The organism is Dickeya fangzhongdai, from assembly GCF_002812485.1.
Lineage (GTDB): Bacteria > Pseudomonadota > Gammaproteobacteria > Enterobacterales > Enterobacteriaceae > Dickeya > Dickeya fangzhongdai.
In genome coordinates this window covers 2,368,286-2,389,765 of the sequence record NZ_CP025003.1, presented here as the reverse complement: position 1 = coordinate 2,389,765, position 21,480 = coordinate 2,368,286, and the positions used below count along the sequence as shown (strand labels likewise).

Sequence of the window (21,480 nt, the reverse complement as noted above, 5' to 3'; positions counted from 1 at the left end):
CTGTCGGTTCCCCGCATCAGTTACGTACTTTACGGTAAACCCATAACACCACAATGGCGCCGATTACCGCCACCGCAAAACTGCCGAAATTAAAGCCATCGACTTTACCAAAACCAAAGAGCGTGCTGATCCAACCGCCGACCACCGCACCGACCACGCCCAGCAACACGGTCATGATAAAACCACCGCCATCTCTACCCGGCATGATCCACTTTGCCAGAATGCCGGCAATAAGACCGAAAATAACCCATGAAATGATTCCCATCGTATCCTCTCTATCAGTCGCACATTAGGCGGTGTCCCGCAATAATAATGTGTACCCGTGGTTAGTGGTTATGCCTATAAAAGCGTAGCATAAGATGCATCGCTTACTTTACCGCAGCGTTTTACGCCGCTTCTGGCGGTTATGGCTCAATACCGCAGCCTAACAAGATAGACAATGTCACGAGGGAGTGACAGCAAATTGACAATCACGCCAAACAAAAAATAACCACAATCTTTTACCGGAAATAAAAAAGCGCCCGAACAATCATTCCGAGCGCTCTCAATACCCGTATCAACATGAATACGCTAACTGTGCTATCAGCCTGCGGCAGGCCAGAGACGATTATTTGTCGGCCACAAAATAATCATTATTATCGGTCATCGGAATATAAATCCTGACCCATTCGTCACCGTCTATCAGTTCCCAACTGTGCCCTTCGCCATTAGTATCCTCAGCCAGCAGAACCGTTCCCGGCGACAGAATAAACGTAGAACCGTCGCTGACTTTGAATTTCAGCTTACCTTTCAGTGTAATAACATACTGTTTTCTCGGCGCCGGATGCGTGTTTTTTTCCCACTCTTCAACCGAGTTATTAATCCAGAAATTTTGCGCGGGTATTTTGTCCAGCGCAGGAATGCTGCCTTTCAGATAAGCAGAATGGTTATCCGGTGTGGTGATGAGTTTAATTGCCGGGATACGCGAAGGCTGGGTTGACGTTTCTGCTATGCCTTTCAACGGCATTAACGATGCTATAACCATAAATAAGAATATTTTAAATTTACTCATTACCACCTCGACTCCCTGTTTAATTTAACGCCATCGATGACCGATAATCATCGCTCTAAAAACTTCGCCGTGAATTATACGAGAATAATCCGCCAGGTAAACAAACACGCATTCTGAATATAATTATTCATTCAATAGGCAATAACGATGAAGATATAGCGCATCATTCAGCTGTACTGGTGGGAAACCGGAACGTAAAATCAGATAACTGATCACCTTGCAAACAGGTATTGCATGGTCACTCACCTGTTGTTACACCGCGCCTCTGGCAAGAAAATCACCGCTACGTTTCCATCGCCCCGCAGATAACGCCGCCTTCTTCCTCTTCTTCGGCAACTTGCCTGCTCATGGATAAGATCAATGCCGGTCTGGCCGACTCGACTTCATCAAACCCGGCCGTTATGATCGCCTTTCCGGGCCTGCGACTCGCCGTCTCTCAGTGGTGTGTCTCGTTTCGCCCGGCGGTAGACCTGAGGTCATCTCCCGTCTGGGGAGCTTTACATGGAATATCACAATGAAAAAAGTAGTACTGTCGCTTATTGTCTCTGTGCTGTCTGCGCAGGCGTTGGCCGCGCCGCAACTGGCTAACCTGAGCAAGCTGGAATATGGTCCGCGCTGGGCGTTCAACCGTGAAGAAGTTCAGTTGATCTGCCGCCCCGGCCATGCCATGTACGTGATCAATCCCAGTACGCTGGTGCAATATCCGCTCAATGACGTGGCGCGTGAGCAGGTCAACACCGGCAAGGTGAATGCTCGCCCGCTGGAAACCATTCTTCTGGACGACCCGCAGAATCCGGGGCAAAAAATGAGTCTGCAACCCTTTATCGACCGGGCCAAAGACCTCTGTCAGTAGCGCATATAGCACTCCTGAAGCGAGTGTGGATCGCAAATACGCGGGTTTGCGCTGGTTGTCACAAAGTGTACAGATTGTTTCAGAATTGGCCGTCAAAAACCGGGCCAGACTGGAAAACAAAAGTGAGTCGTCTACGCTTAAAGTGCGGGCTGTGATGCAACCCGCAACAAATGCCAACTTTTAGCGCACGGCTCTCTCCCAAGAGCCATTTCCCTAGACCGGGCACAGGAATCGTGTTCGGTCTTTTTTTATAGCATTGATTTTTAACGATTTATTTTTCAATATCCGAAAATGTCCGAAATTTGTCCGAAAACCCGTACCCGGTGTAAATCGCAGCGGGCTGGATAATCATCATTATCTATCGCAAGATAGGCCTTTCAATAACAAGGATGTAACAAAAAATGAGAACTATCGACGATTACGGAACGACATTAACCATCAGCGCGCGGTAGGAAATAAAAAAGCCGCAGGGTGAACCATACGGCTTGAGGACTGCCCAATAAAAAACCGGAGCGAATTTTGAGCACGTACCGGTATCTTTAGGGATTTACCGCGTATCAGAGAGTTAGGTCAAAGTCTTTGCGCATCACGCACCGCTTTTAGCCCATGCTTTCCTTCATTTGGGATGTGCAGTAGATAACCCCCGGGACATCATCAATCACATTTTTATCTGCCTACTCAATCAATGCAATTTGTTCTTACAGTTCGGTCTAGTGGTAGACTTTCCATACCTTACCGTTACGGGTTTCAAGTTTGGCTTTGGTGCCAACACTGACTAGGGCGTTGATTGAGTTAAAATGCATAAAAAACCTATTATTTTACCTTATCAACCAAATTAGCAATTGCCTCAACACCATCAAACATTGATGGTATGTTATTCTCATTAACTTGAATTGGGCTAAATATCATGGAATCAAAAAGTTTAAAAAGATCAGGCTCTTTCATTTCAACTTTTTTACGATAATCAACATAGCCTTCAATAAAGGCACACAAACTCAGTCTTAACTCTATTTGTACCAGTTGAGTTCTTATTGACTTAGCCTCCAAATATGACAATCTAAAAAAATAAATCAATGCCAACTCAACAGTTAAAAGAGGAAAAAAAAGAAACAATGCAGAATAATCAGTAGGATAAAAGTCAGATTTAATAAAATGTAAAATAAACACAATAACAGGAGCGATAAATATACAACCAAACAGGTTTTGGTAATAAACCTCTACCTTCCTTAACTCCTCTTCTTTTTTTTCTTTTATTTTATTAAAACCAGAGCTTAACCCAACAAAGTTATACTCTGTTCTAAGGCGGCTAACTTTATCATCAAGTGCATTTATTTCTCTAACCTTGGTCTTTATATCATCGACCATGTGAACTATAGTTTCTTTATCTTGCTTTATAGTCTGCTGAGCATTGGTATACATATTTGAAACATCGGATGAGAAGGAGGTAGCTTTCTCCTTTACAACGTCATCGAGCTTTCTTATTTCATTATCCACATCCATTACTAGTGATTTAGCTTTAATAAAATCATCGCTTTTCAACATCCACTGAACTAAAGAAACTGATAAATTATCCCTAATCCATTTAAACTGTAAACCTATAGAATCACCTTCGTAAAATGAATTATGCAATTCTGTTAGCGTATCGTAATCAAGGAATGTATGCCCTATTTCCTTACCCGTCCAGAAAAAATATTCATACATAACCCTTAGTAAATTTGATAAAAAAACAACCTTTTGATCATTATAATCTTTGCGAGAAAACCTTATTTGCTCTGACATGTATTCTTGATTAAAAAGAGTGTTTTTATCAAAAGAATAGTTATCTAAAGTTAAAAAATGATAGAATTTACTCCATGCCGCCCACAACACAAAATCCAAAAATCTTTCTTTTTCTCCTTCATCAATTAAATTATTAATATCATGTTTTTTGTTTTTAGATATCTTACTGGAGATAAGAATATTTGTTTTCTCAATTTCTGCTATTACTGCATTATCAATGTAAATCCCCACGATTTAATTACCCCTCTCTAAAATGAGCTTAAAAGTAAAATGTAGCGTATGAAGAATAACCGCTTCCCGTTCCCCACACGCCAATCGCAAGGCACTCCCCCCATGATAAGACGAGCAACCATACATCGCGTAGGACTCGGAAGGAGTCTCAATACCGTTATTTCAGGATTACCATTGCAGATGCCTGGGTTCAGCACCGTGCAAGCCGCCTTCGGGCAAACGCATTGATGATTTACCTCAAAACTATGTATATTTTCTTATGATAATCAAAACCCCATCAGTTGGCTAACGCCTTATTCTATTTCGTACTTGTTATCAAAATGATAGCTTAACCGCCTACACATATGACACCAGCACATCACGATACACTGTATTGAAATTCCCCCAGCCCCAGACTGGTAGAGGAGATACTCCAGCACGACTTCAGTTTCCTGCCGCAGGGGTTAGGTGCCTGATCGTAAAACTCCGCTTTAACATGAGGCGGTTTAGGCAAATATTTCCAGTCCCCACTTCTTTAGTGACTTGCTTCTCGTCTTTGGAAAATCAGAATGCGATAGGAAAAGCTAGCGCTTTATCTATCCTTCATTTTCTTCAATGATATTGCGGAGCTACCGCTTAACGGATTGGATGTCCCGTTTATGCGCCGTCACTCATTGGTGGAAACGCAATAACATCATGTTCATGGAGGATTGGTATATGTCACACAAACTCACTCGCCTGTCGCTCATTAGTTTGAGCCTGCTGGCCGGTTTATCCGCCAACATTCAGGCCCATGCAGCATCAGTGGGGTGTAATCAGAACTGTATCGACTATCTGCGCGAGAATGTGCAAGCCAGTCCGCTCACCGCGGCAAGCATCGCCACGTTGGGTAACGCCACCTTGCAATCGCAGTTTATGTCTTATCTCAACACCTCAATCAGCGCTCGTAATTCAGATAAAGCAGCGCTCGCCGCCGAGCGAAATAACCTAGCCAACATACCGGCGCCACGCTCGTCAGACGAAGGGCACGACCTTGATACCATGCCACTGAATAAACCGGCATCGTATTATCAGTCGGCGCAAGCGCTCAATATCGCCAGAGACATATTGAGTTTCCAAATCCCCTCTGGCGGCTGGGGCAAGAATATGCCGCATACCGGCGTCGAGCGCGCCAAAGGGCAATCGTACACCATCGACAACCTTGATCCGTCAGAGTCCGGGCGCTGGCGCTACGTCGGCACTATTGATAATGGGTCAACCACCACTGAACTGCGTTATCTCGCCAAAGTACAGGCTACTCGTGCAGAGGGTGCCGATACAACCCGCATACGGGCCGGTATCGTCCGTGGTCTAAAATACCTTCTCGCCGCACAGTACCCTAACGGCGGCTGGCCGCGGGTCTATCCGCTGGCGGGCGGATACAATGACGCCATTACGATCAATGACGATGCCATGTTAAGGGTGGTTATGCTGTTAAATGAGATTGGCAACGGCAGTAACAGCGATTTTGCTTTCCTCGACAGCCGTACCCGCAACAGCATTGCCCAGAGCGCGGCGAAAGGCGTCACCTGGCTGCTCGACAATCAGGTGTCGATCGGCGGTACGCTGACGGTCTGGGGGCAGCAACATGATGTGCTGACACAGGAGCCAACCGCCGCGCGGGCCTTCGAAATGGCATCGCTGACGTCGGGAGAAAGCGCAAAAATCGTGGAATTTTTGATGACGTTGCCGAATCCCAACGCGGCGGTACGCCGGTCGGTTTACGCCGCAGCGGATTTTTTTACCGCCACCCGCATAACCGGTCAGTCCTGGTCTAACGGCAAACTGTCCAGTTCGCCAAACGGCGTGCTGTGGGCGCGTTATTACGACCTGGCCTCCTACACGCCGGCAGCAAGCCGTGTGGAAAAACGTGCGCAAACCTTATTCGGCGACTTCCCGAAAACACACGACAGCAGTGCTTACGGCCTTGTCTTCGGCTCTATTGCCTCGGTGTCGACCGAGCGACTGACCGGTTACGCCCAGTACGTTTCCAGTCCGCAAAGAGTGCTGACGACATTCGCCGTCTGGAGCAAAAGTAACGCCCGCCCCTGACGTCCAACGCTTGCGGGAAAATTCACTGCGCAATCCGCTCTGAGGACGGATTGCGTTTTCACCGTTCACGCGCCAGCCAGCGAGGCTGGCCGCCCTGCGGATATGCATAGATAAGATAAAATTCTACATATTTGCTATTTGTAACACCACCACCTAACCTCTCTGAAGAGGGATAGATTACAGAGGGATACTGACTGAGGATAACGGGATAATGCAGGAGCGCGGGCGAAGGTTTCTGCTTAGCATCGGGAGAACTCGTCATGAATTTCCAACCCAAATATGCCAGTAGCGAATCACCGAACCCGGTCCAGGCTGTTGCCGAATTTGCCAGCCAGATTGGTCATGACGGCATCGATACCGTCATTTTCTTCTGTTCTCCAGACTACGACCTGGACGTCCTGGGTCGGGAGTTGAAGAACACCTTCTCCTGCCCCTGTATAGGTTGCACCTCTTCTGGTCAGATTGGCACAGAAGGCTTCCAGCACTCCGGACTGTTGGGGCTGGGATTGGGCAAAGACTTCCGCACTCGCTTTTTCATGATTCAGCCGTTGGTAAACTACACCGCGGTCGTGGCCGACATCGCCGAAGCCATTCGCCGCGACAGCGAGACCAGGCCGAACCTGCATCGCTTCGGCCTGCTGCTGGTAGATGGGCTTTCTATGGTTGAAGAGCGCCTGGTGGCGAACCTCTACCAGCAGATCGGCAACGTTCCCATCATCGGCGGTTCCGCTGGCGATGACCTGCGTTTCGAAAAAACCCATGTCTATGATGGAAATGGACGCTTCATTTCCGATGCGGCTGTATTCGCCGTTATCGAAACCAATTCGCCCGTCACCACCTTCAAAGTGCAACACTTCGAGCCCAGCGAGGTGGAGCTAGTCATCACCGAGGCCGATCCGGAGAAGCGACTCATTCTGGAGATAAACGGCGAACCCGCTGCTCAGGTTTATGCAGAAGCCCTTGGCCTCACGGTGCACGAATTGACGCCGACGGTATTTTCCCGCAATCCGCTGATGCTCTCCTTCGGCGATGAACCCTACGTCCGTTCCATACAGAAATGGAACGAAGACCTCTCTCTCACCTGCTACTGCGCCATTGAAGAAGGGTTGATCGTCGCCATCGGCAAGGCGGAGGACCCAGTCCAAACCCTCAGACAGGCTTTTGACAAGGTCCGCGAGACAATTCCGGAGCCCGCGGTAATCATTGGCTGCGATTGCATCCTGCGCCGCCTCCAGTTCGAACAGGAAGGACTTGAGCAACAGATCGGCGATGTAATGATGCAGAATCGGGTAGTGGGTTTTTCCACCTACGGCGAGCAGTACAACGGATTGCACGTGAACCAAACTTTCACGGGCATCGCTATTGGAGGACAACACGTTGACTGAAGGAACATTTTCCGAAGCGTCCGCCATTGTCTTGTCCGCCGCCGAATACCAGCGCAAGCTCACCGCCCGGGACAAGACCATTGAGGTACTCAAGCGCCGCATCGCACAAGAAGCCAGACACAGCCACGCCACGCCTTTTGCCATTCTGGAGCAAAACGTGGGTCTGGAGAAGGTGGTCGCCCGCAAGACCCTGGAGTTAGAGAATGAACGCCAGGAGCTAGAAAAAGCCCTCACCGAATTGCGCTTCACCCAGGCACAGCTGCTGCAGGCTCAGAAGATGGAGTCCATCGGCCAACTCGCCGCCGGCATCGCCCACGAAATCAACACGCCAACCCAGTACGTCTCCGACAATGTGGGTTTCGTTAAAACCGCCACCGTTTCTCTGCTAAGCCTATTGGACGCCGCCCTCACGCTGGCCGAAGCCACGCGGGGGAAAATGGCCGAAGACCCCATCGTGGCGGAGTTCGACGCTGTCCTCAAACGCACTAAAGTGGAGTTCCTGCGCCGGCAGATCCCAAGCGCCCTAGACGAATCGCTGGAGGGCCTTAGTCATATCGCCAAGATCGTGGCCGCCATGAAGGAATTCTCCCACCCCTCCCACAACGAGAAAGCGTTGGTGGATGTGCGCGAGGTCATCAACACAACGGTGACCGTCGCCCGCAACGAATGGAAATACGTGGCAGAACTTGAGACGCACTTCGAAGACGACTTACCGCAACTGCCGTGTCTGCGCGACATGATCGGCCAGGCCATTATCAATCTGGTGGTAAACGCCGCCCACGCCATCGCCGACACCATCCAGCAAGGCATCAAAGAGAAGGGCCGCATCATCATCTCCGCGGCGCGGGACGGCGAACATATGGAAATCCGGGTCAAAGACGACGGAGGCGGTATCCCTGCGGCGATCCGCGACCGCATCTTCGATCCCTTCTTTACGACCAAAGCCGTAGGCAAAGGCACCGGCCAGGGGCTCGCCATTGTCTATTCAACCGTGGTAGACAAACATGATGGGCTGATCCGTTGCGAGTCGGAAGAAGGCGTGGGCACGACGTTCATACTGCAATTGCCCCTCCACTGCCACAAAGAGGAAGGCCCCGCATGCAAGTGATGTTCGTCGATGACGAAAGTCGGGTGCTCTCTGGTATTGAGCGGGCCCTCATGATGCAAGACAGCGAATGGGAATGCCGTTTCGCCAACAGCGGTCAGGAAGCACTTGCGATGCTGGAGGAACAGCCGGCCGACGTGGTGGTGTCCGACATGCGAATGCCCTTCATGGATGGCGCTGAATTGCTTACTCAGGTACGCAACCGCTGGCCTGGCACAATACGAATTATCCTGTCCGGCTACTCCGAACCTGACGCCACCCTGCGTATGTTAGACGTGGCTCACCGGTTCGTGTCCAAACCCTGTGACAGCACGGTGCTACTGGATATGGTAGGAAGCGCTCTGGCCCTGCGCGACATGTTCCAGGACCCCACCGTAGTCGAGATAGTGGGCAGAACCAGCCGGCTGCCGGCTGCCCCCAAAGTGTTCAGCGAAATATGCAGTCTCATTGCCACCCCCGGCAGCGATACCCGACACATCGCCGAGCTTCTGGGCAGAGACCCTGCGCTGAGCGCCAAGATTATGCAGCTTGCTAATTCAGCCTATTTCGCCAGAGGCGGACACATTAATGACATCGGAAACGCCATCACCCACTTAGGGCTGGATCAGGTGAAGTTGCTGATTCTGGCTTCTCAGGTCTTTGCCGGCGCGAAGACGGACCCTTATGTGGACCGGCTGCAACAACGCGCCCTGCTCGCCTCCACACTAGCCGCCCGCATTTCCGGCCATCAGGGAGTGGAAGCCACCGCCGCCCTGCTCGCCAACATTGCGCGACTTATCCCCGAACTGAGGGAGCCTGACGGAGAGGCTGCCACCACGCGCAGCGACATGCCCACGCACGCCGCGGTAGGTGCCTATCTGCTGGCCTTGTGGGGGTTGCCCATGGACATCGTGGAAGCCGTGGCCTGTCATATACAGCCTTCCCGTTCTACGGAAAAAGTCTTCGGCGCGATCGGTACCGTGCATGTCGCGGTCACCCTCGCCAACAACGGTGTCCTCGATCTGGACTATCTCGAACAGACTGGCGTGCTAAACAAACTGCCGCAGTGGCAGGCGATGCTCGCCCACACGCAGGAAACTCTCAATGACTGAAACCGCCTTGCCCCGGGTTCTGTGCGTAGACGATGAACCCAATGTGCTCGCTGCGATGGAACGAAACCTGTTTGGCGAATTCGACGTCGTGGTCGCTCCCAGTGGTGAAGCCGGTCTGGACGCGGTTCGCTGGGGCCAGCGTTTTGCCGTGATCATGTCCGATATGCGCATGCCCGGCATGGACGGCGCTGCTTTCCTCGCCAAAGCACGGGAAATCTCCCCCGACAGCGTGCGTATCCTCCTCACCGGGCAGGCCGACGTGGAATCCTCCATCGCCGCCATCAACAAAGGGGCTATTTTTCGCTACCTCTGCAAACCGTGCCCCAAAGAGGAACTGGTTTCGGCGCTTAATGACGCAGTCGGTCAGTACCGTCTCGTTTGTGCGGAAAAGGAATTGCTGGAAACCACCCTCACCGCCTCGGTCAAGACACTGACTGAAGTGCTCGCCATGGTCGCGCCGTGGGCTTTTCAGCGGGCGGCGTTCGCCCAGTCCTGTGTCCGCCACGCGCTGCCCAAGCTGGAATGGCCTGATGGATGGATATACACCATCGCCGCTTCATTGAGCCAAATCGGCTGTGTGGGTATCCCCGCCGATATCGTCCAGGCCGACGCGGCCCAGCGCGATATCACGGAGGAGGAGAAAAAACTCCTTCAGGAACACCCGGATGTCGCCGGTCGCCTGGTAGAACACATCCCCCGCCTCGAACTGGTGGCCGAGATCATCCGCCACCAGGCCAGAGTTGCCCCGCACAGCGCCCCTACTGAGGTTATCCGCGGCGCTCACCTTCTGCGCGCCGCCCTCGAACTGGAACGCTATTCAGCCCGGGGGCCGGCATTGGAACACCCTGGGGAAATCCTGCGCGCGGTACGGCCGGCGATCCCTGAGTACATCATCAAAACCCTGGCTGATTTTCGCGCCAATGTGGCAGGCGTTCGTTCTGTGCGCATTTGCGAATTGAAGTCCGGCTGGGTGATAGATGAAGACATCCGCACCACCAACGACTTGATGGTGCTCACCAAAGGTCATGAACTCACCGACACCGCCATCTCCGCCCTTCAACATCTCCTCGCCGCCAACGCCGTTAAGGAGCCGATTCGGGTGCGTGGAGTTCCAGACACCGCAGCGTCTTAGCGACGTCATGGACGGAATTCGCCAAACCCGAATAGCGCAGACGTGGGGCATCGTTGAATGTCAGGCTGGCGGCCATTCTGCTGCGGAGGATTAGCGTCTTTTACGCTCGCATTGGGGCAATGATTGGTGCAGTGAATATGGTGGAAGTGAGAATGTTGTGGCAGTGAGAATGTTGTGGCAGTGAGAATATTGTGGCAATGAATAGTGCAATGCTCAGTGAGCAGGCGCCAAAGGCCGAGCACGGATAAAACCGCTTAGTCCGGCACCACAATAAATGCGTAATAATAATATTGGCCGTTCGATAATCGCCGACCGTGGTATTCGCTAAAAACCCACTGATTGCTCAGTGGGCCGTTTCCCTGGCGTTCAAATTAGCGTTTAGCATTGACATCATGTCATTAGAAGCGGTTATTTTATAGACGTTTTTACAGATCAATTTTTTGAAATTGATCGCTGCCACCGATCGGTTTAACCCGCACCGCCGTACAAATTATTAGCAGCGTTCACCGGTGTTCCCGCCATCGGCATTCAGGGCTGTTTAAGAGCCGGAAAGGGGTCGATGGAATACCGGGCGGAAAAGTCGCTGACTGACAGACGGGTGACAACACCGGTAGTGTTATCGCCCACAAAAACCTGTTGGGCAGACTGACTGCTGATGGCTTTATAAATCAGGGTCGGCACCGATACGCCGTTGCCGATTCTCCTGTTGCCGAATACGGCTCCCGTCACTACCCATACCTCGCCATCCTGCAACGCCAGTTTACGCACCGACGCTTCGATTTTACGCCAGGATACCCGGTTCAGTTTCGGCAACTGCGGCGTCATATTCGACATGGAAAAAGACTCATGCTGCGCCAGAGGATTTGGCATATCCCCCGCTGGCGTCATATGCCCCTGATCGTACCCTGAATACTCATAATCTTCAGTTGCTGATCGCATGGCCTGAGGTATTAATGGCTCAACATGAAATGAGTCGTGCCGGGAAATGCCGTCCGCCGCCTTGACTCGCTCGGCGGTTAAACGTTGTGCGGAAATTAATGGCGCTTTATTCGCATAACTATAAAGCACGACAAATTCAGTGAAACAAATCTCTTCGTCATAATGAATATTGGGTGTTTCATCATTGATAAATTTACCGGGACATAACGACTGACCCGCTATTACCGGTAAATACGCCATCATCAGCATCAATGACAATAATAAATAACGCATCGTTTGTTTTAATGCCATCAGCTCGCTCTCTTACGGAAGTACGGTGAATTCGATTAATCCTGCTGGGCATCAACTTATCGAGCCCATCGCTAACCGACGGCGGCCCAGACTGAGTCCGCCGGGAAGCCCCGTTATTATTCCGTTGGCCGTCGAAATAATCGTGTGTGTCCGGTACGCTCCGCGTTCACCAAACCGCAATGTCCACCAACGATGTATGCGATGGCGCATCAGCATCCGGGCAACAGACATCTCACCGCCCATATAATATTCAGACGGCGGATAGAATGTTCACAATCGGAAAGAAAGCAATGTTCATGCATAAAGTAATCATGCCTGATTACAAAACAAGAATTGGCGTGTCGTTACAAAATGACGTTTAAACCGAGGAAAGAGTATGGCTGAGGGAAATACCGAAAATATACCGCATGCGGTGCGATAGCTATAATCGCCGATGCCCCAGAAAAATAGGTGGGAAATACCAGTAAACCGGGCAGCCGGATAACCTGCTGCCCGGCCATCATCAGGCTGACGGCGTGACGGATGCCGCCATTTTCTTCAGATCCTGATCAATAAAGAACAGACCGCCTTCCTGAGCATTCACCATGCCCATCTTGTCGAGGATAGACTTGAACAGTTTTTCTTCTTCATGCTGTTCCGCTACGTACCATTGCAGGAAGTTGAAGGTGGAGTAATCCTGCAACGTCATGGCTGCATGAGCCAGCTCATTGATTTTACTGGTGATCAATTGCTCATGTTCATAGGTCAGTTTGAACACATCCTGCAGTGAGTTGAAATCGACCGGCGGTGCGGCGATTGCACCCAGCACGGGCAGGCTGCCGGTATCGTCCAGATAATCGAACAAGCGCTGCATGTGTTCCATTTCTTCACGGGAATGCGATTTCAGGAAAGTCGACGCCCCTTCGAAACCTTTGTCGCCACACCAGGCGCTCATCTGCAGGTATAAATTGGCGGAGTAAAATTCAAGATTAAGCTGCTCATTCAGCTTTTGAATCATTTCTTTTTTTAACATGGCCGTTCCTTATTTTTACTGGCAGGTGACTGATGGATTGGCATTATGCCTGCAAATAATAAAATTTAAAACATTCCATTAACCAATAAGTGAATAATTTCGCTATAAATTCAAAGCATTATCATTTAGCCATGATAATGCTTTTCATTATGGTAAAAATGATCGCAGATTATGATTTGATAATTATTTTCATTATCAACACTTGCTGTTAGAAAATAGGCCTGCGGTATTTATCTCACGCGTGCAATACGGCACAGGATATATTTCTCACCCTTGCACGATTCAAACCGGTGATAACGTAGCAAAAAAGCTGACCAGTGCGATGATCAGCACGGATAACGCCAGCTCCACCGTGGTTAGCCGCAGAAAATAGCCATACGCGGCGGTATTTGCCCGCCGAAAACGCGGCACCACCCAATACCGATTGAATAACGCCAGCAGCGCCATAACGGCCACCAGCAGAATTTTCACTGCCAGCAACGCGCCATACAGCCCGGCGGCCGATAATGGCCAGCCGAGAATCAGCCTGGTATTCACCAGCCCGGTCAGGATCGCCAGTGCAACAGCCAGGTGACCATAGCGGGAAAAACGCATCATCGTCAGGATAGCGTCCGTTCGTGTCTGCAACAGCCGCGCATCCTGCAACACAAACAGCAGTGGAAACAGCCCTCCGACCCAAAACGTCACGGACAGCAAATGCACGATCTGATTGATGCAATGCAATACGCCGGGCCATCCTTCCAGCATTGCCGCATGCCCCACCCACCCCATGCCGCATAATTGCAGTATGCCAAGCACCAGCACGCCCGCTTGCCGGCTATGGCTACGGCTACGGCTACGGCTACGGCTACGCCAGAAAAACACCACGCAGGCCATCAGCGCCAGCACGGGCTGCCAGAACCATATTTTCCCGAAGCGGGTGCCCAATACGGCGCGCCAGATGCCGGCATCGCCGATATTACGCCAGTCGCCGCTCATCAAGCCGGTTTGCGCCGCCAGTATGGCTACGGCGGTCAATAACGCCGCCACACAGCTGATCGCCATCAGACCGTGCAACTGCGACGCCAGCCGAACCCGATACGTTCGGGGAGCAAGCAGCGTGCCGTAACATGCCGAACCGACCAACAGCATCAGGCTGGAGAAATGTCCGAAGCACGACAACGTGTAGAGCCATTCCAGCGTCATCGCTTACTTAACGCCGAAGCGATAGCTTCCTTCCGTCTTGTGACCGTCAACCGACAGCACATGCCAGCGAACCTGATAACTGCCGCTGACCAGCGGCTTCTCAAGCGGCACCACCAGAACATTGCGATGGTCGCTTTCCACCGTCGCTTTGCCCACCGGCACGGTCTGTCCCGCCGACATCAATTCAACACCACTGAAAGCCGGTTCGATCTCTTCGGAAAAAAGCAGCGACAGAGAAGAAGGCGCTTTTTGCACCGGGGTATCTTTATCCGCTGCCGGCGTCTGGCTTTTGAGGTGCGCATGCGCCAGTGCCGAGTGGGAAATAACCAGACTCCCCATCAACATCGCTACACGCAGGGCCGGAAAAACTTTACGTTTCAACATGATTTCATCCTTTCTGACGATCCCCATTGCGCTCGGGAACCAAGAGTCAGCGGCAAGGATACGAGCACCCCGTCGCCTTGTCGAGGGACAGGACGGTAACAGAATTTGCCAATTCCACACTTCTGCTTTAATTTTGTGGCGCAACAGAGAGGAGGCAATCATGGGATACAATCTGGCCGAACTTCCTTATGAAGAAATGGAAAAGGTCAATGTGGATCTGGCGGCATCCGGCGTGGCGTTTCGCGAACGCTACAACATGCCGGTGATCCTGGATGAAATCGAGCAGCATCAGCCCGCGCACCTGCGCACCTATTTCCGGGAAAGGGTCAGCTATTACCGGGAGATGTCGCATCAGTTCTCCACCCTGCCTTACGACCCCAACAGTAAATAACGATCCCGTTTTCCAACATGGTTTCGAAGCGGCGCTACCCGGTACGGCCGGGTAGCGCCTGTTTGCCGTCTGATTCCAGTTTCTGCCGTCTTGCCTGAACCGGTCGCCTGACGTGGCGCCGTCCGTCAAAAAAACGCTTTTTTCCCCTTGCATCTCTGCGCAAACAGGAGGTTAATAAACAGGCAAACCAACCTTTTACCAAGCGAGGCACAACATGAGTAAAGGAATGGACAGCAAGAAAAACGCCAAGAAAAAACCGCTGAAAACCGCCGCGCAGAAACGGGCGGAAAAGCGGGCTAAACGGGCTCAACCACAGCCTGAAACCAACTGAGTTGCCGCCGTTCTTCCGGTCAATTGAACAGCATCATCGCCAAGGCAACATTTCTGCGATCACCCTCTGCCTCCTGACACCCGGTGATCGCAGTTTCAAACGCTGCTCAGTCGCTGTTATTCCCCCGTTTCCCCTGCTCCACCGCCTTGAGAATACCTGGGAAGTTACCTGCCTGACGTACAGACGCTATTCAACGCCGACTAGCGCTCCAGCACCATCAGCAAGAAGGTGAACTCCTGGGCGATATCTTCAAACTGAGCCAGACGGCCGGATTTGCCGCCATGCCCTGACCCCATATCGGTATGCAACAGCAGCAGGTGGTCATCCGTTTTCAGTTCACGCAGTTTCGCGACCCATTTGGCCGGTTCCCAGTACTGAACCTGAGAATCATGCAGACCGGTGGTCACCAGCAGGTGCGGATACCCCTGCGCCGAGACGCTGTCATAAGGGCTGTATTGTTTGATGTACTGGTAATCCTGCGCATTGTTTGGGTTACCCCACTCGTCGTATTCACCGGTGGTGAGCGGGATGGACTCATCCAGCATGGTAGTAAGCACGTCGACAAACGGCACCTGCGCCACCACGCCACTGAACAACGACGGCGCCAGATTAATCACCGCCCCCATCAGCAACCCGCCCGCGCTGCCGCCCATCGCGAAGGTTTTCGCCGGATCGCCGTAACCGCGCGCCAGCAACGCCTGCGTGACATCAATGAAATCCGTAAAGGTATTCATCTTGTTGAACAGACGCCCCTGGTCGTGCCATTGCTGCCCCAACTCGCCGCCGCCGCGAATATGCGCCAGCGCATACACGAAGCCGCGATCCAGCAAGCTAAGACGACTGCTGCTGAATTCCGGATCCATACTGCTGCCATAAGCGCCGTAGCCATAGACCAGCAGCGGACTTTGGCTCAGTTCGCAATCTTTGTGATACACCAGCGATACCGGCACCGACTCGCCATCGCGGGCCGTCACCCACAATCGCTCGCTCCGATAATTTCCGGCGTCAAAGTTTTTCACCTCTGATTGCTTGAGCACCACCTGAACGCCGGTCGTCATATCCAGCTCATAGATAGTCATCGGCGTGGTCATGGAGGAATAGCCGTAACGCAGCTGCGTGCTCTCCGGCGTCGGGTTATAGCTCAGCCAGGTCACATAGGCCGGGTCGTTAAAGGCAATCTGCCGAGATTCTTGCGTCTGCCAGTGAATATAGCGGATGTGAGTCAGCCCGTGCTCGCGCTCTTCGACCACGTACCAGTCGTCAAACAGCGAAAATCCTTCCAGCACCCGCTCCGGACGCGGGGCAATCAAGGCATCCCATGCCGACTCGCTGGCATCGTGGGCGCGGTAGAAACCAAAGGTTTTGCCGTCTTTGTTGGAGCGAACATAAAATGCGTCGCGGAAATGATCGACCACATATTCGTGATCCGGTCGCCGCGGCACAAACACGCGCGGCGTTGCCTGTGGGTCGGCGGCGTCCAGCAACAGAATTTCCGTGCTGGTGGTGCTGTCGAGATAAATCAGGATATAACGCTCGGACGTGGTTTTATCCAGACTAAGATAGAACGCGTCATCCGTTTCTTCGTACACCAGTTCGTCCTGCTGCGGATCCTCGCCCAGACGATGGCGATAAACCTGATAAGGCAGCAAGGTCTGCGGATTTTTACGCACGTAATAGAGAGTGCGGGAGTCCGCCGCCCACTCACTGCCGGCCGAGACATTTTCCAGCCGATCCGTCAGCCACTCGCCGGTGTCGAGGTCGCGAAACGTCACCACATACTGCCGACGGGACAGCAAATCTTCCGCCACGCTCATCAAACGGTTGTCAGGGCTGACGCCCAGCGCGCCCAGACTGTAGAACTCGCTGCCTGCCGCCCGCTGATTACCATCCAGCAATACCTGCCAGGAGTCGCTTCCCGTCTCCTGCTCCGGCTGACGCTGATAGATAGCGTAATCCTTACCGGGTTCATAGCGGCTCTGGTAGCGATAGCCGCGTTTCACGTAAGGCACGGAGACGTCTTCACCGGGGATCCGCGCCACCATTTCCTCGTACAAGGTCTGACGCAGCGCGGCATGGGGCGCCATGATCTGATCGCAATAGCGATTCTCCTCCTGCAGCCAGGCCAGCACATCCGGGTTGTTGCGTTCATCATCTCGCAGCCAGTAGTAATTATCGATGCGGGTATCGCCATGCATCGTCATCACATGCGGGCGTTTTTCGGCTTGCGGCGCTTTCATCCACGTCACTCCTTTCCATTCATTGATCAGGCTCTGCCTTACATCCCGCCTCGCGCTGGCGAGCCAACGGTGGTGAGACGGCAAATGCCCAAAGCCTGTCATGAATCATCGGGGGAATCCAGCTTGTGCCGAGATCTGCATGAATTTTCACTCGCTTTTGCGTACCGGTACGCGAGTAATGCCAAACGCAAACGTTTTCGTTTATACTGCGGCCACGTTCGGGCCCCGGTCTGCCCGGTTTTTACTGCAAGCTCTTTTTTACAACACCATCAGGTATCAGGTTATGTTAACAATGGGAACTGCCCTGCGTCCCGGAGCCACCCGCGTTATGCTGTTAGGCTCCGGCGAGCTGGGAAAAGAAGTGGCGATTGAGTGTCAGCGTCTGGGTATTGAGGTCATCGCGGTCGATCGCTACGCCGATGCCCCGGCCATGCAAGTCGCCCACCGCAGCCACGTCATCAACATGCTGGATGGCGACGCGCTGAAACAACTGGTGGCGCAGGAACGTCCGGATTACATCGTGCCTGAAATCGAAGCTATCGCCACGGATATGCTGGTCGCGCTGGAACAGCAGGGTCAGCGCGTGGTGCCGTGCGCCGAAGCCACCCGTCTGACCATGAACCGCGAAGGCATCCGCCGGCTGGCGGCGGAAACGCTGGGCCTGCCGACGTCCAGTTACCGTTTTGCCGCTGACGAAACCGCGTTCCGCCAGGCTGCCCATGAGCTGGGTTTTCCCTGTATCGTCAAACCGGTGATGAGCTCATCGGGGAAAGGCCAGAGCCTGATCCGGTCGCCGGAACAGCTTGACCACGCCTGGCGCTATGCGCAGGAAGGCGGCCGGGCCGGCGGCGGAAAAGTGATTGTGGAAGGGCTGGTGAAATTCGATTTTGAAATCACGCTGCTGACCATCCATGCGGTTGACGGCCTGCACTTCTGCGAGCCGATCGGCCATCGTCAGGAAGACGGTGATTACCGCGAATCCTGGCAGCCGCAGCAGATGAGCGAGCTGGCGCTGACGCGAGCCAAAGAGATTGCCGGTAACGTGGTGAAAGCGCTGGGCGGTTTCGGCCTGTTTGGCGTGGAACTGTTTATTTGCGGCGACGAAGTCATCTTCAGCGAAGTGTCGCCACGCCCGCACGATACCGGCATGGTGACGCTCATTTCGCAGGATCTGTCCGAGTTTGCGCTGCATGTTCGCGCGTTCCTCGGCCTGCCGATCGGCGCGATTCGCCAGTACGGCCCGTCGGCCTCCGCGGTTATCCTGCCGGAACTGACCAGCAGCGATGTACGCTATCAGGGGCTGGAGCAGGCATTGCGGCCGTATACCCAGATTCGCCTGTTCGGCAAGCCGGACATCAGCGGTCGCCGTCGTATGGGCGTTGCGCTGGCGACCGCCGACAGCACGGATGCCGCCGTGCAACTGGCGAAGTCCACCGCGTCAGCCGTTAAGGTAAGCGGCTGACATTACATCAGGATCATGTCTTCACATCAGGCTCATGACTTCGCGTGGGCCTGAATCCTCTCCTCCAGTAATACCAGAGCCAGACGGCAGACTTGTTGTAACGACCGCTGTCGCCAGAACAGGCGCAAGACGGTTTGCCGGCCCGCCGAGTAAGCACAAAAAAGCCCGCTGACGCGGGCTTGCAAGCATTAAGTAGGGAAAACGTCGGTCAGGCTGTCGCGCCGGCAACGGCTTCACGCGCCAACGCCGTGATGCGATCGTAATCGCCGCTTTCCAGCGCATCGGCCGGCACCAGCCAGGAGCCGCCAACGCACAGCACGCTTTTCAGCGCCAGATAGTCGCGGTAATTCTTCAGCGAGATCCCGCCGGTCGGGCAGAAACGGATCTTACCGAACGGACCGGCAATCGCCTGCAGCGCTTTCACCCCGCCGTTAGCTTCCGCCGGGAAGAATTTAAACTCACGCAAACCGTAATCCATCCCCAGCATCAGCTCGGATACGGTGCTGATCCCTGGGATCAACGGAATTGTGCCTTCCGTTGCGGCTTTCAGCAGCGGCTCAGTCAGGCCGGGGCTGATGGCAAACTGCGCACCGGCTGCGGTCACTTCCGCCAGCTGTTGCGGGTTGGTGACCGTACCGGCGCCGACGATCGCGTCCGGCACTTCCTGCGCGATCAGGCGAATCGCCTCTACCGCACAATCGGTACGCAGCGTCAGCTCCAGTACACGCACGCCACCCGCTACCAGGGCTTTCGCCATCGGCACCGCGTGTTCCAGTTTGTTAATCACAATCACAGGAACAACCGGACCGGCTGTCAGAATCTGTTCCGCACTGGTTTTCCAGTTTTTCATCGAGGGTAATCTCCAGTCATGCCCAACGGGCATCGATTAATGATCTGGCGCGCCCCTGCCACAGGGATCCGCAGTTACCCACGGACGTCCGACCGCACCGTCAGCCAAAAAACGCTAACGGCTTCGCCCCGCCTTCCGACGGGGCAAAACCGCTTATTCCACTTCGTTCCAGGAACGTCCATCGCGGGTAATCATGGCGACGGACGCTACCGGCCCCCAGGTCCCTGCCTGATAAGGCTTGGGCGAATCATTGTCCATTGCCCAGGCATCCATAATGGAGTCCACCCATTTCCAGGCTTCTTCTACTTCGTCGCGGCGCACGAACAGTGCCTGAATACCGCGCATGGTTTCCAGCAGCAGGCGCTCATAGGCGTCCGCCAGATGCTGCTGGTTAAAGGTTTCCGAGAAGCTCAGGTCAAGCTTGGTGGTCTGCAACCGATGTTTGTGGTCCAGCCCCGGAATCTTGTTCAGAATCTGAATTTCCACCCCTTCGTCCGGCTGCAAACGGATGATCAGCTTGTTCTGCGGCAACTGCTGATAGGAATCGTGGAACAAATTGAGCGCCGGGTTTTTAAAGTAGACCACCACTTCCGAGCATTTTGACGGCAGACGCTTACCGGTACGCAGATAAAACGGCACGCCGGACCAGCGCCAGTCGTCGATATCGACGCGAATGGCCACAAAGGTTTCGGTATTGCTGGTCTTATTGGCCCCGTCTTCTTCCAGGTAGCCCGGCACTTTCTTGCCCTGCACGAACCCGCTGGTGTACTGGCCGCGTACCGTCACTTCATGCACATTGGAACGATCGATACGGCGCAGCGAACGCAGCACTTTGACCTTTTCATCACGAATGCGATCGGTGCTCAGATCCGCCGGCGGCGACATGGCGATCATGGTCAGAATCTGCAACAGGTGATTCTGGATCATGTCGCGCATTTGCCCGGCCTGATCGAAATATCCCCAGCGCCCTTCAATACCCACCTCTTCCGCCACGGTAATCTGCACGTGATCGATAGTGCGGTTATCCCAGTTGTTGGCAAACAGGGAATTGGCGAAACGCAGCGCCAGCAGATTCAGCACGGTTTCCTTGCCGAGATAGTGGTCGATGCGGTAGACCTGACATTCGTTGAAAAACTCCGCCACCTGATTGTTGATCACCCGTGACGACGCCAGGTCAGTGCCCAGCGGTTTTTCCATCACCACGCGCGCCGGCTCCTTGTTCAGGCCGGCCTGCCCCAGACCGCGGCAGATTGCGCCGAAGGTGCTCGGCGGCATGGCGAAATAATTGATGGTGGTGCGATTTTGCTGATCGAGCATCGTTCCCAATCGCTTGAACCCTTCGGTGTCTTCCACATCAAGGTTGCAGAAGTCGAGCCGGTTGCTCAGGGTTGTCCACAATGCCGGGTCGAGCGGCTCCTTGAGAAAGGTTTCCAGCGCTTCGCGCACCACTTTGATATAGGCGTCTCGGTCCCACTCCGCCCGTCCCACGCCGATAATGCGGGTTTCCGGATGAATATGGCCTGCTTTTTCCAGTTGATACAGTGAAGGCAGCAATTTACGGCGCGCAAGGTCGCCCTTTGCACCGAAAATAACCAGGTCACACGCCTGGGCTGTTGACGTTACCGCCATTTTCAATCTCCTCATTGCAGGACGCTGTAATTTTATTACATTAATAATGTACTCTTTTTGACACAAACCAGT

18 protein-coding genes are annotated in these 21,480 nt (G+C 53.2%); 8 read left to right on the top strand and 10 right to left on the bottom strand.

Annotated features, from left to right (window positions below; translation table 11 throughout):
• Positions 1–16 precede the first annotated feature (16 nt).
• Together CVE23_RS10755 and CVE23_RS10750 are read right to left on the bottom strand one after the other, a co-directional pair.
• The gene (locus tag CVE23_RS10755) at positions 17–265 is read right to left on the bottom strand and encodes a GlsB/YeaQ/YmgE family stress response membrane protein (protein WP_100849519.1); all 249 of its coding nucleotides are present in this window, start codon (positions 263–265) and stop codon (positions 17–19) included.
• Positions 266–607: 342 nt separating this feature from the next.
• Positions 608–1,024 (bottom strand): cupin domain-containing protein, encoded by a 417-nt coding sequence (locus tag CVE23_RS10750; RefSeq protein ID WP_225622681.1) that lies wholly within the window; start codon positions 1,022–1,024, stop codon positions 608–610.
• Positions 1,025–1,565: 541 nt separating this feature from the next.
• Between CVE23_RS10750 and CVE23_RS10745 the strand changes: the two genes are divergently transcribed.
• Positions 1,566–1,904, top strand: coding sequence for a YebY family protein (locus CVE23_RS10745; protein ID WP_038918972.1), 339 nt, complete (start codon positions 1,566–1,568; stop codon positions 1,902–1,904).
• An 813-nt stretch (positions 1,905–2,717) separates the two neighbouring features.
• Here CVE23_RS10745 and CVE23_RS10740 read toward each other — a convergent pair.
• Positions 2,718–3,914, bottom strand: a complete 1,197-nt coding sequence (locus CVE23_RS10740) for a hypothetical protein (protein WP_100849517.1) — start codon at positions 3,912–3,914, stop codon at positions 2,718–2,720.
• 696 nt (positions 3,915–4,610) lie between these two features.
• On the opposite strand from CVE23_RS10740, the gene pelA reads away from it, so the two are divergent.
• From pelA to CVE23_RS10715, 5 genes are all read left to right on the top strand, one after another.
• Positions 4,611–5,984: a pectate lyase gene (gene pelA / locus CVE23_RS10735; protein ID WP_167389549.1), complete on the top strand. Its 1,374-nt coding sequence runs from the start codon at positions 4,611–4,613 to the stop codon at positions 5,982–5,984.
• Between the two features lie 260 nt (positions 5,985–6,244).
• Positions 6,245–7,369: an FIST N-terminal domain-containing protein gene (locus CVE23_RS10730; protein WP_100849515.1), complete on the top strand. Its 1,125-nt coding sequence runs from the start codon at positions 6,245–6,247 to the stop codon at positions 7,367–7,369.
• The gene (locus CVE23_RS10725; RefSeq protein ID WP_100850453.1) at positions 7,362–8,477 is read left to right on the top strand and encodes a sensor histidine kinase; all 1,116 of its coding nucleotides are present in this window, start codon (positions 7,362–7,364) and stop codon (positions 8,475–8,477) included. The genes CVE23_RS10730 and CVE23_RS10725 overlap by 8 nt, the downstream gene beginning before the upstream one ends.
• Positions 8,468–9,565: an HDOD domain-containing protein gene (locus CVE23_RS10720; protein WP_100849514.1), complete on the top strand. Its 1,098-nt coding sequence runs from the start codon at positions 8,468–8,470 to the stop codon at positions 9,563–9,565. Before CVE23_RS10725 ends, CVE23_RS10720 begins: the two co-directional genes overlap by 10 nt.
• Positions 9,558–10,697, top strand: coding sequence for a response regulator (locus tag CVE23_RS10715; RefSeq protein WP_038918967.1), 1,140 nt, complete (start codon positions 9,558–9,560; stop codon positions 10,695–10,697). Before CVE23_RS10720 ends, CVE23_RS10715 begins: the two co-directional genes overlap by 8 nt.
• A 528-nt stretch (positions 10,698–11,225) precedes the next feature.
• Here CVE23_RS10715 and CVE23_RS10710 read toward each other — a convergent pair.
• From CVE23_RS10710 to copC, 4 genes are all read right to left on the bottom strand, one after another.
• A complete protein-coding gene (locus CVE23_RS10710; RefSeq protein ID WP_225623147.1) occupies positions 11,226–11,885 on the bottom strand; it encodes a DNA/RNA non-specific endonuclease in 660 nt (219 codons plus the stop codon).
• Between the two features lie 544 nt (positions 11,886–12,429).
• Positions 12,430–12,939 carry a non-heme ferritin gene (gene ftnA, locus CVE23_RS10705; protein WP_038658962.1) on the bottom strand — a complete coding sequence of 170 codons (510 nt, stop codon included), beginning with the start codon at positions 12,937–12,939 and terminating at the stop codon, positions 12,430–12,432.
• 282 nt (positions 12,940–13,221) lie between these two features.
• Positions 13,222–14,124 (bottom strand): copper homeostasis membrane protein CopD, encoded by a 903-nt coding sequence (gene copD, locus CVE23_RS10700; protein ID WP_100849512.1) that lies wholly within the window; start codon positions 14,122–14,124, stop codon positions 13,222–13,224.
• A 3-nt stretch (positions 14,125–14,127) separates the two neighbouring features.
• The gene (gene copC, locus CVE23_RS10695; protein WP_100849511.1) at positions 14,128–14,508 is read right to left on the bottom strand and encodes a copper homeostasis periplasmic binding protein CopC; all 381 of its coding nucleotides are present in this window, start codon (positions 14,506–14,508) and stop codon (positions 14,128–14,130) included.
• A gap of 160 nt (positions 14,509–14,668) precedes the next feature.
• Between copC and CVE23_RS10690 the strand changes: the two genes are divergently transcribed.
• A complete protein-coding gene (locus CVE23_RS10690; RefSeq protein ID WP_038658972.1) occupies positions 14,669–14,899 on the top strand; it encodes a DNA polymerase III subunit theta in 231 nt (76 codons plus the stop codon).
• A 531-nt stretch (positions 14,900–15,430) separates the two neighbouring features.
• Here the strand turns inward: CVE23_RS10690 and CVE23_RS10685 are convergent.
• Complete coding sequence (locus CVE23_RS10685; protein ID WP_100849510.1) at positions 15,431–17,467, bottom strand: S9 family peptidase; 2,037 nt, start codon at positions 17,465–17,467, stop codon at positions 15,431–15,433.
• Between the two features lie 283 nt (positions 17,468–17,750).
• Between CVE23_RS10685 and purT the strand changes: the two genes are divergently transcribed.
• Positions 17,751–18,929: a formate-dependent phosphoribosylglycinamide formyltransferase gene (purT, locus tag CVE23_RS10680; RefSeq protein ID WP_100849509.1), complete on the top strand. Its 1,179-nt coding sequence runs from the start codon at positions 17,751–17,753 to the stop codon at positions 18,927–18,929.
• Positions 18,930–19,137: 208 nt separating this feature from the next.
• Here the strand turns inward: purT and CVE23_RS10675 are convergent, their stop codons facing one another.
• Entirely contained in the window at positions 19,138–19,779 is a 642-nt protein-coding gene (locus CVE23_RS10675) for a bifunctional 4-hydroxy-2-oxoglutarate aldolase/2-dehydro-3-deoxy-phosphogluconate aldolase (RefSeq protein ID WP_012884856.1), read from the bottom strand.
• Between the two features lie 153 nt (positions 19,780–19,932).
• Positions 19,933–21,408: a glucose-6-phosphate dehydrogenase gene (zwf, locus tag CVE23_RS10670; protein WP_038918959.1), complete on the bottom strand. Its 1,476-nt coding sequence runs from the start codon at positions 21,406–21,408 to the stop codon at positions 19,933–19,935.
• Between the last annotated feature and the right edge of the window lie 72 nt (positions 21,409–21,480).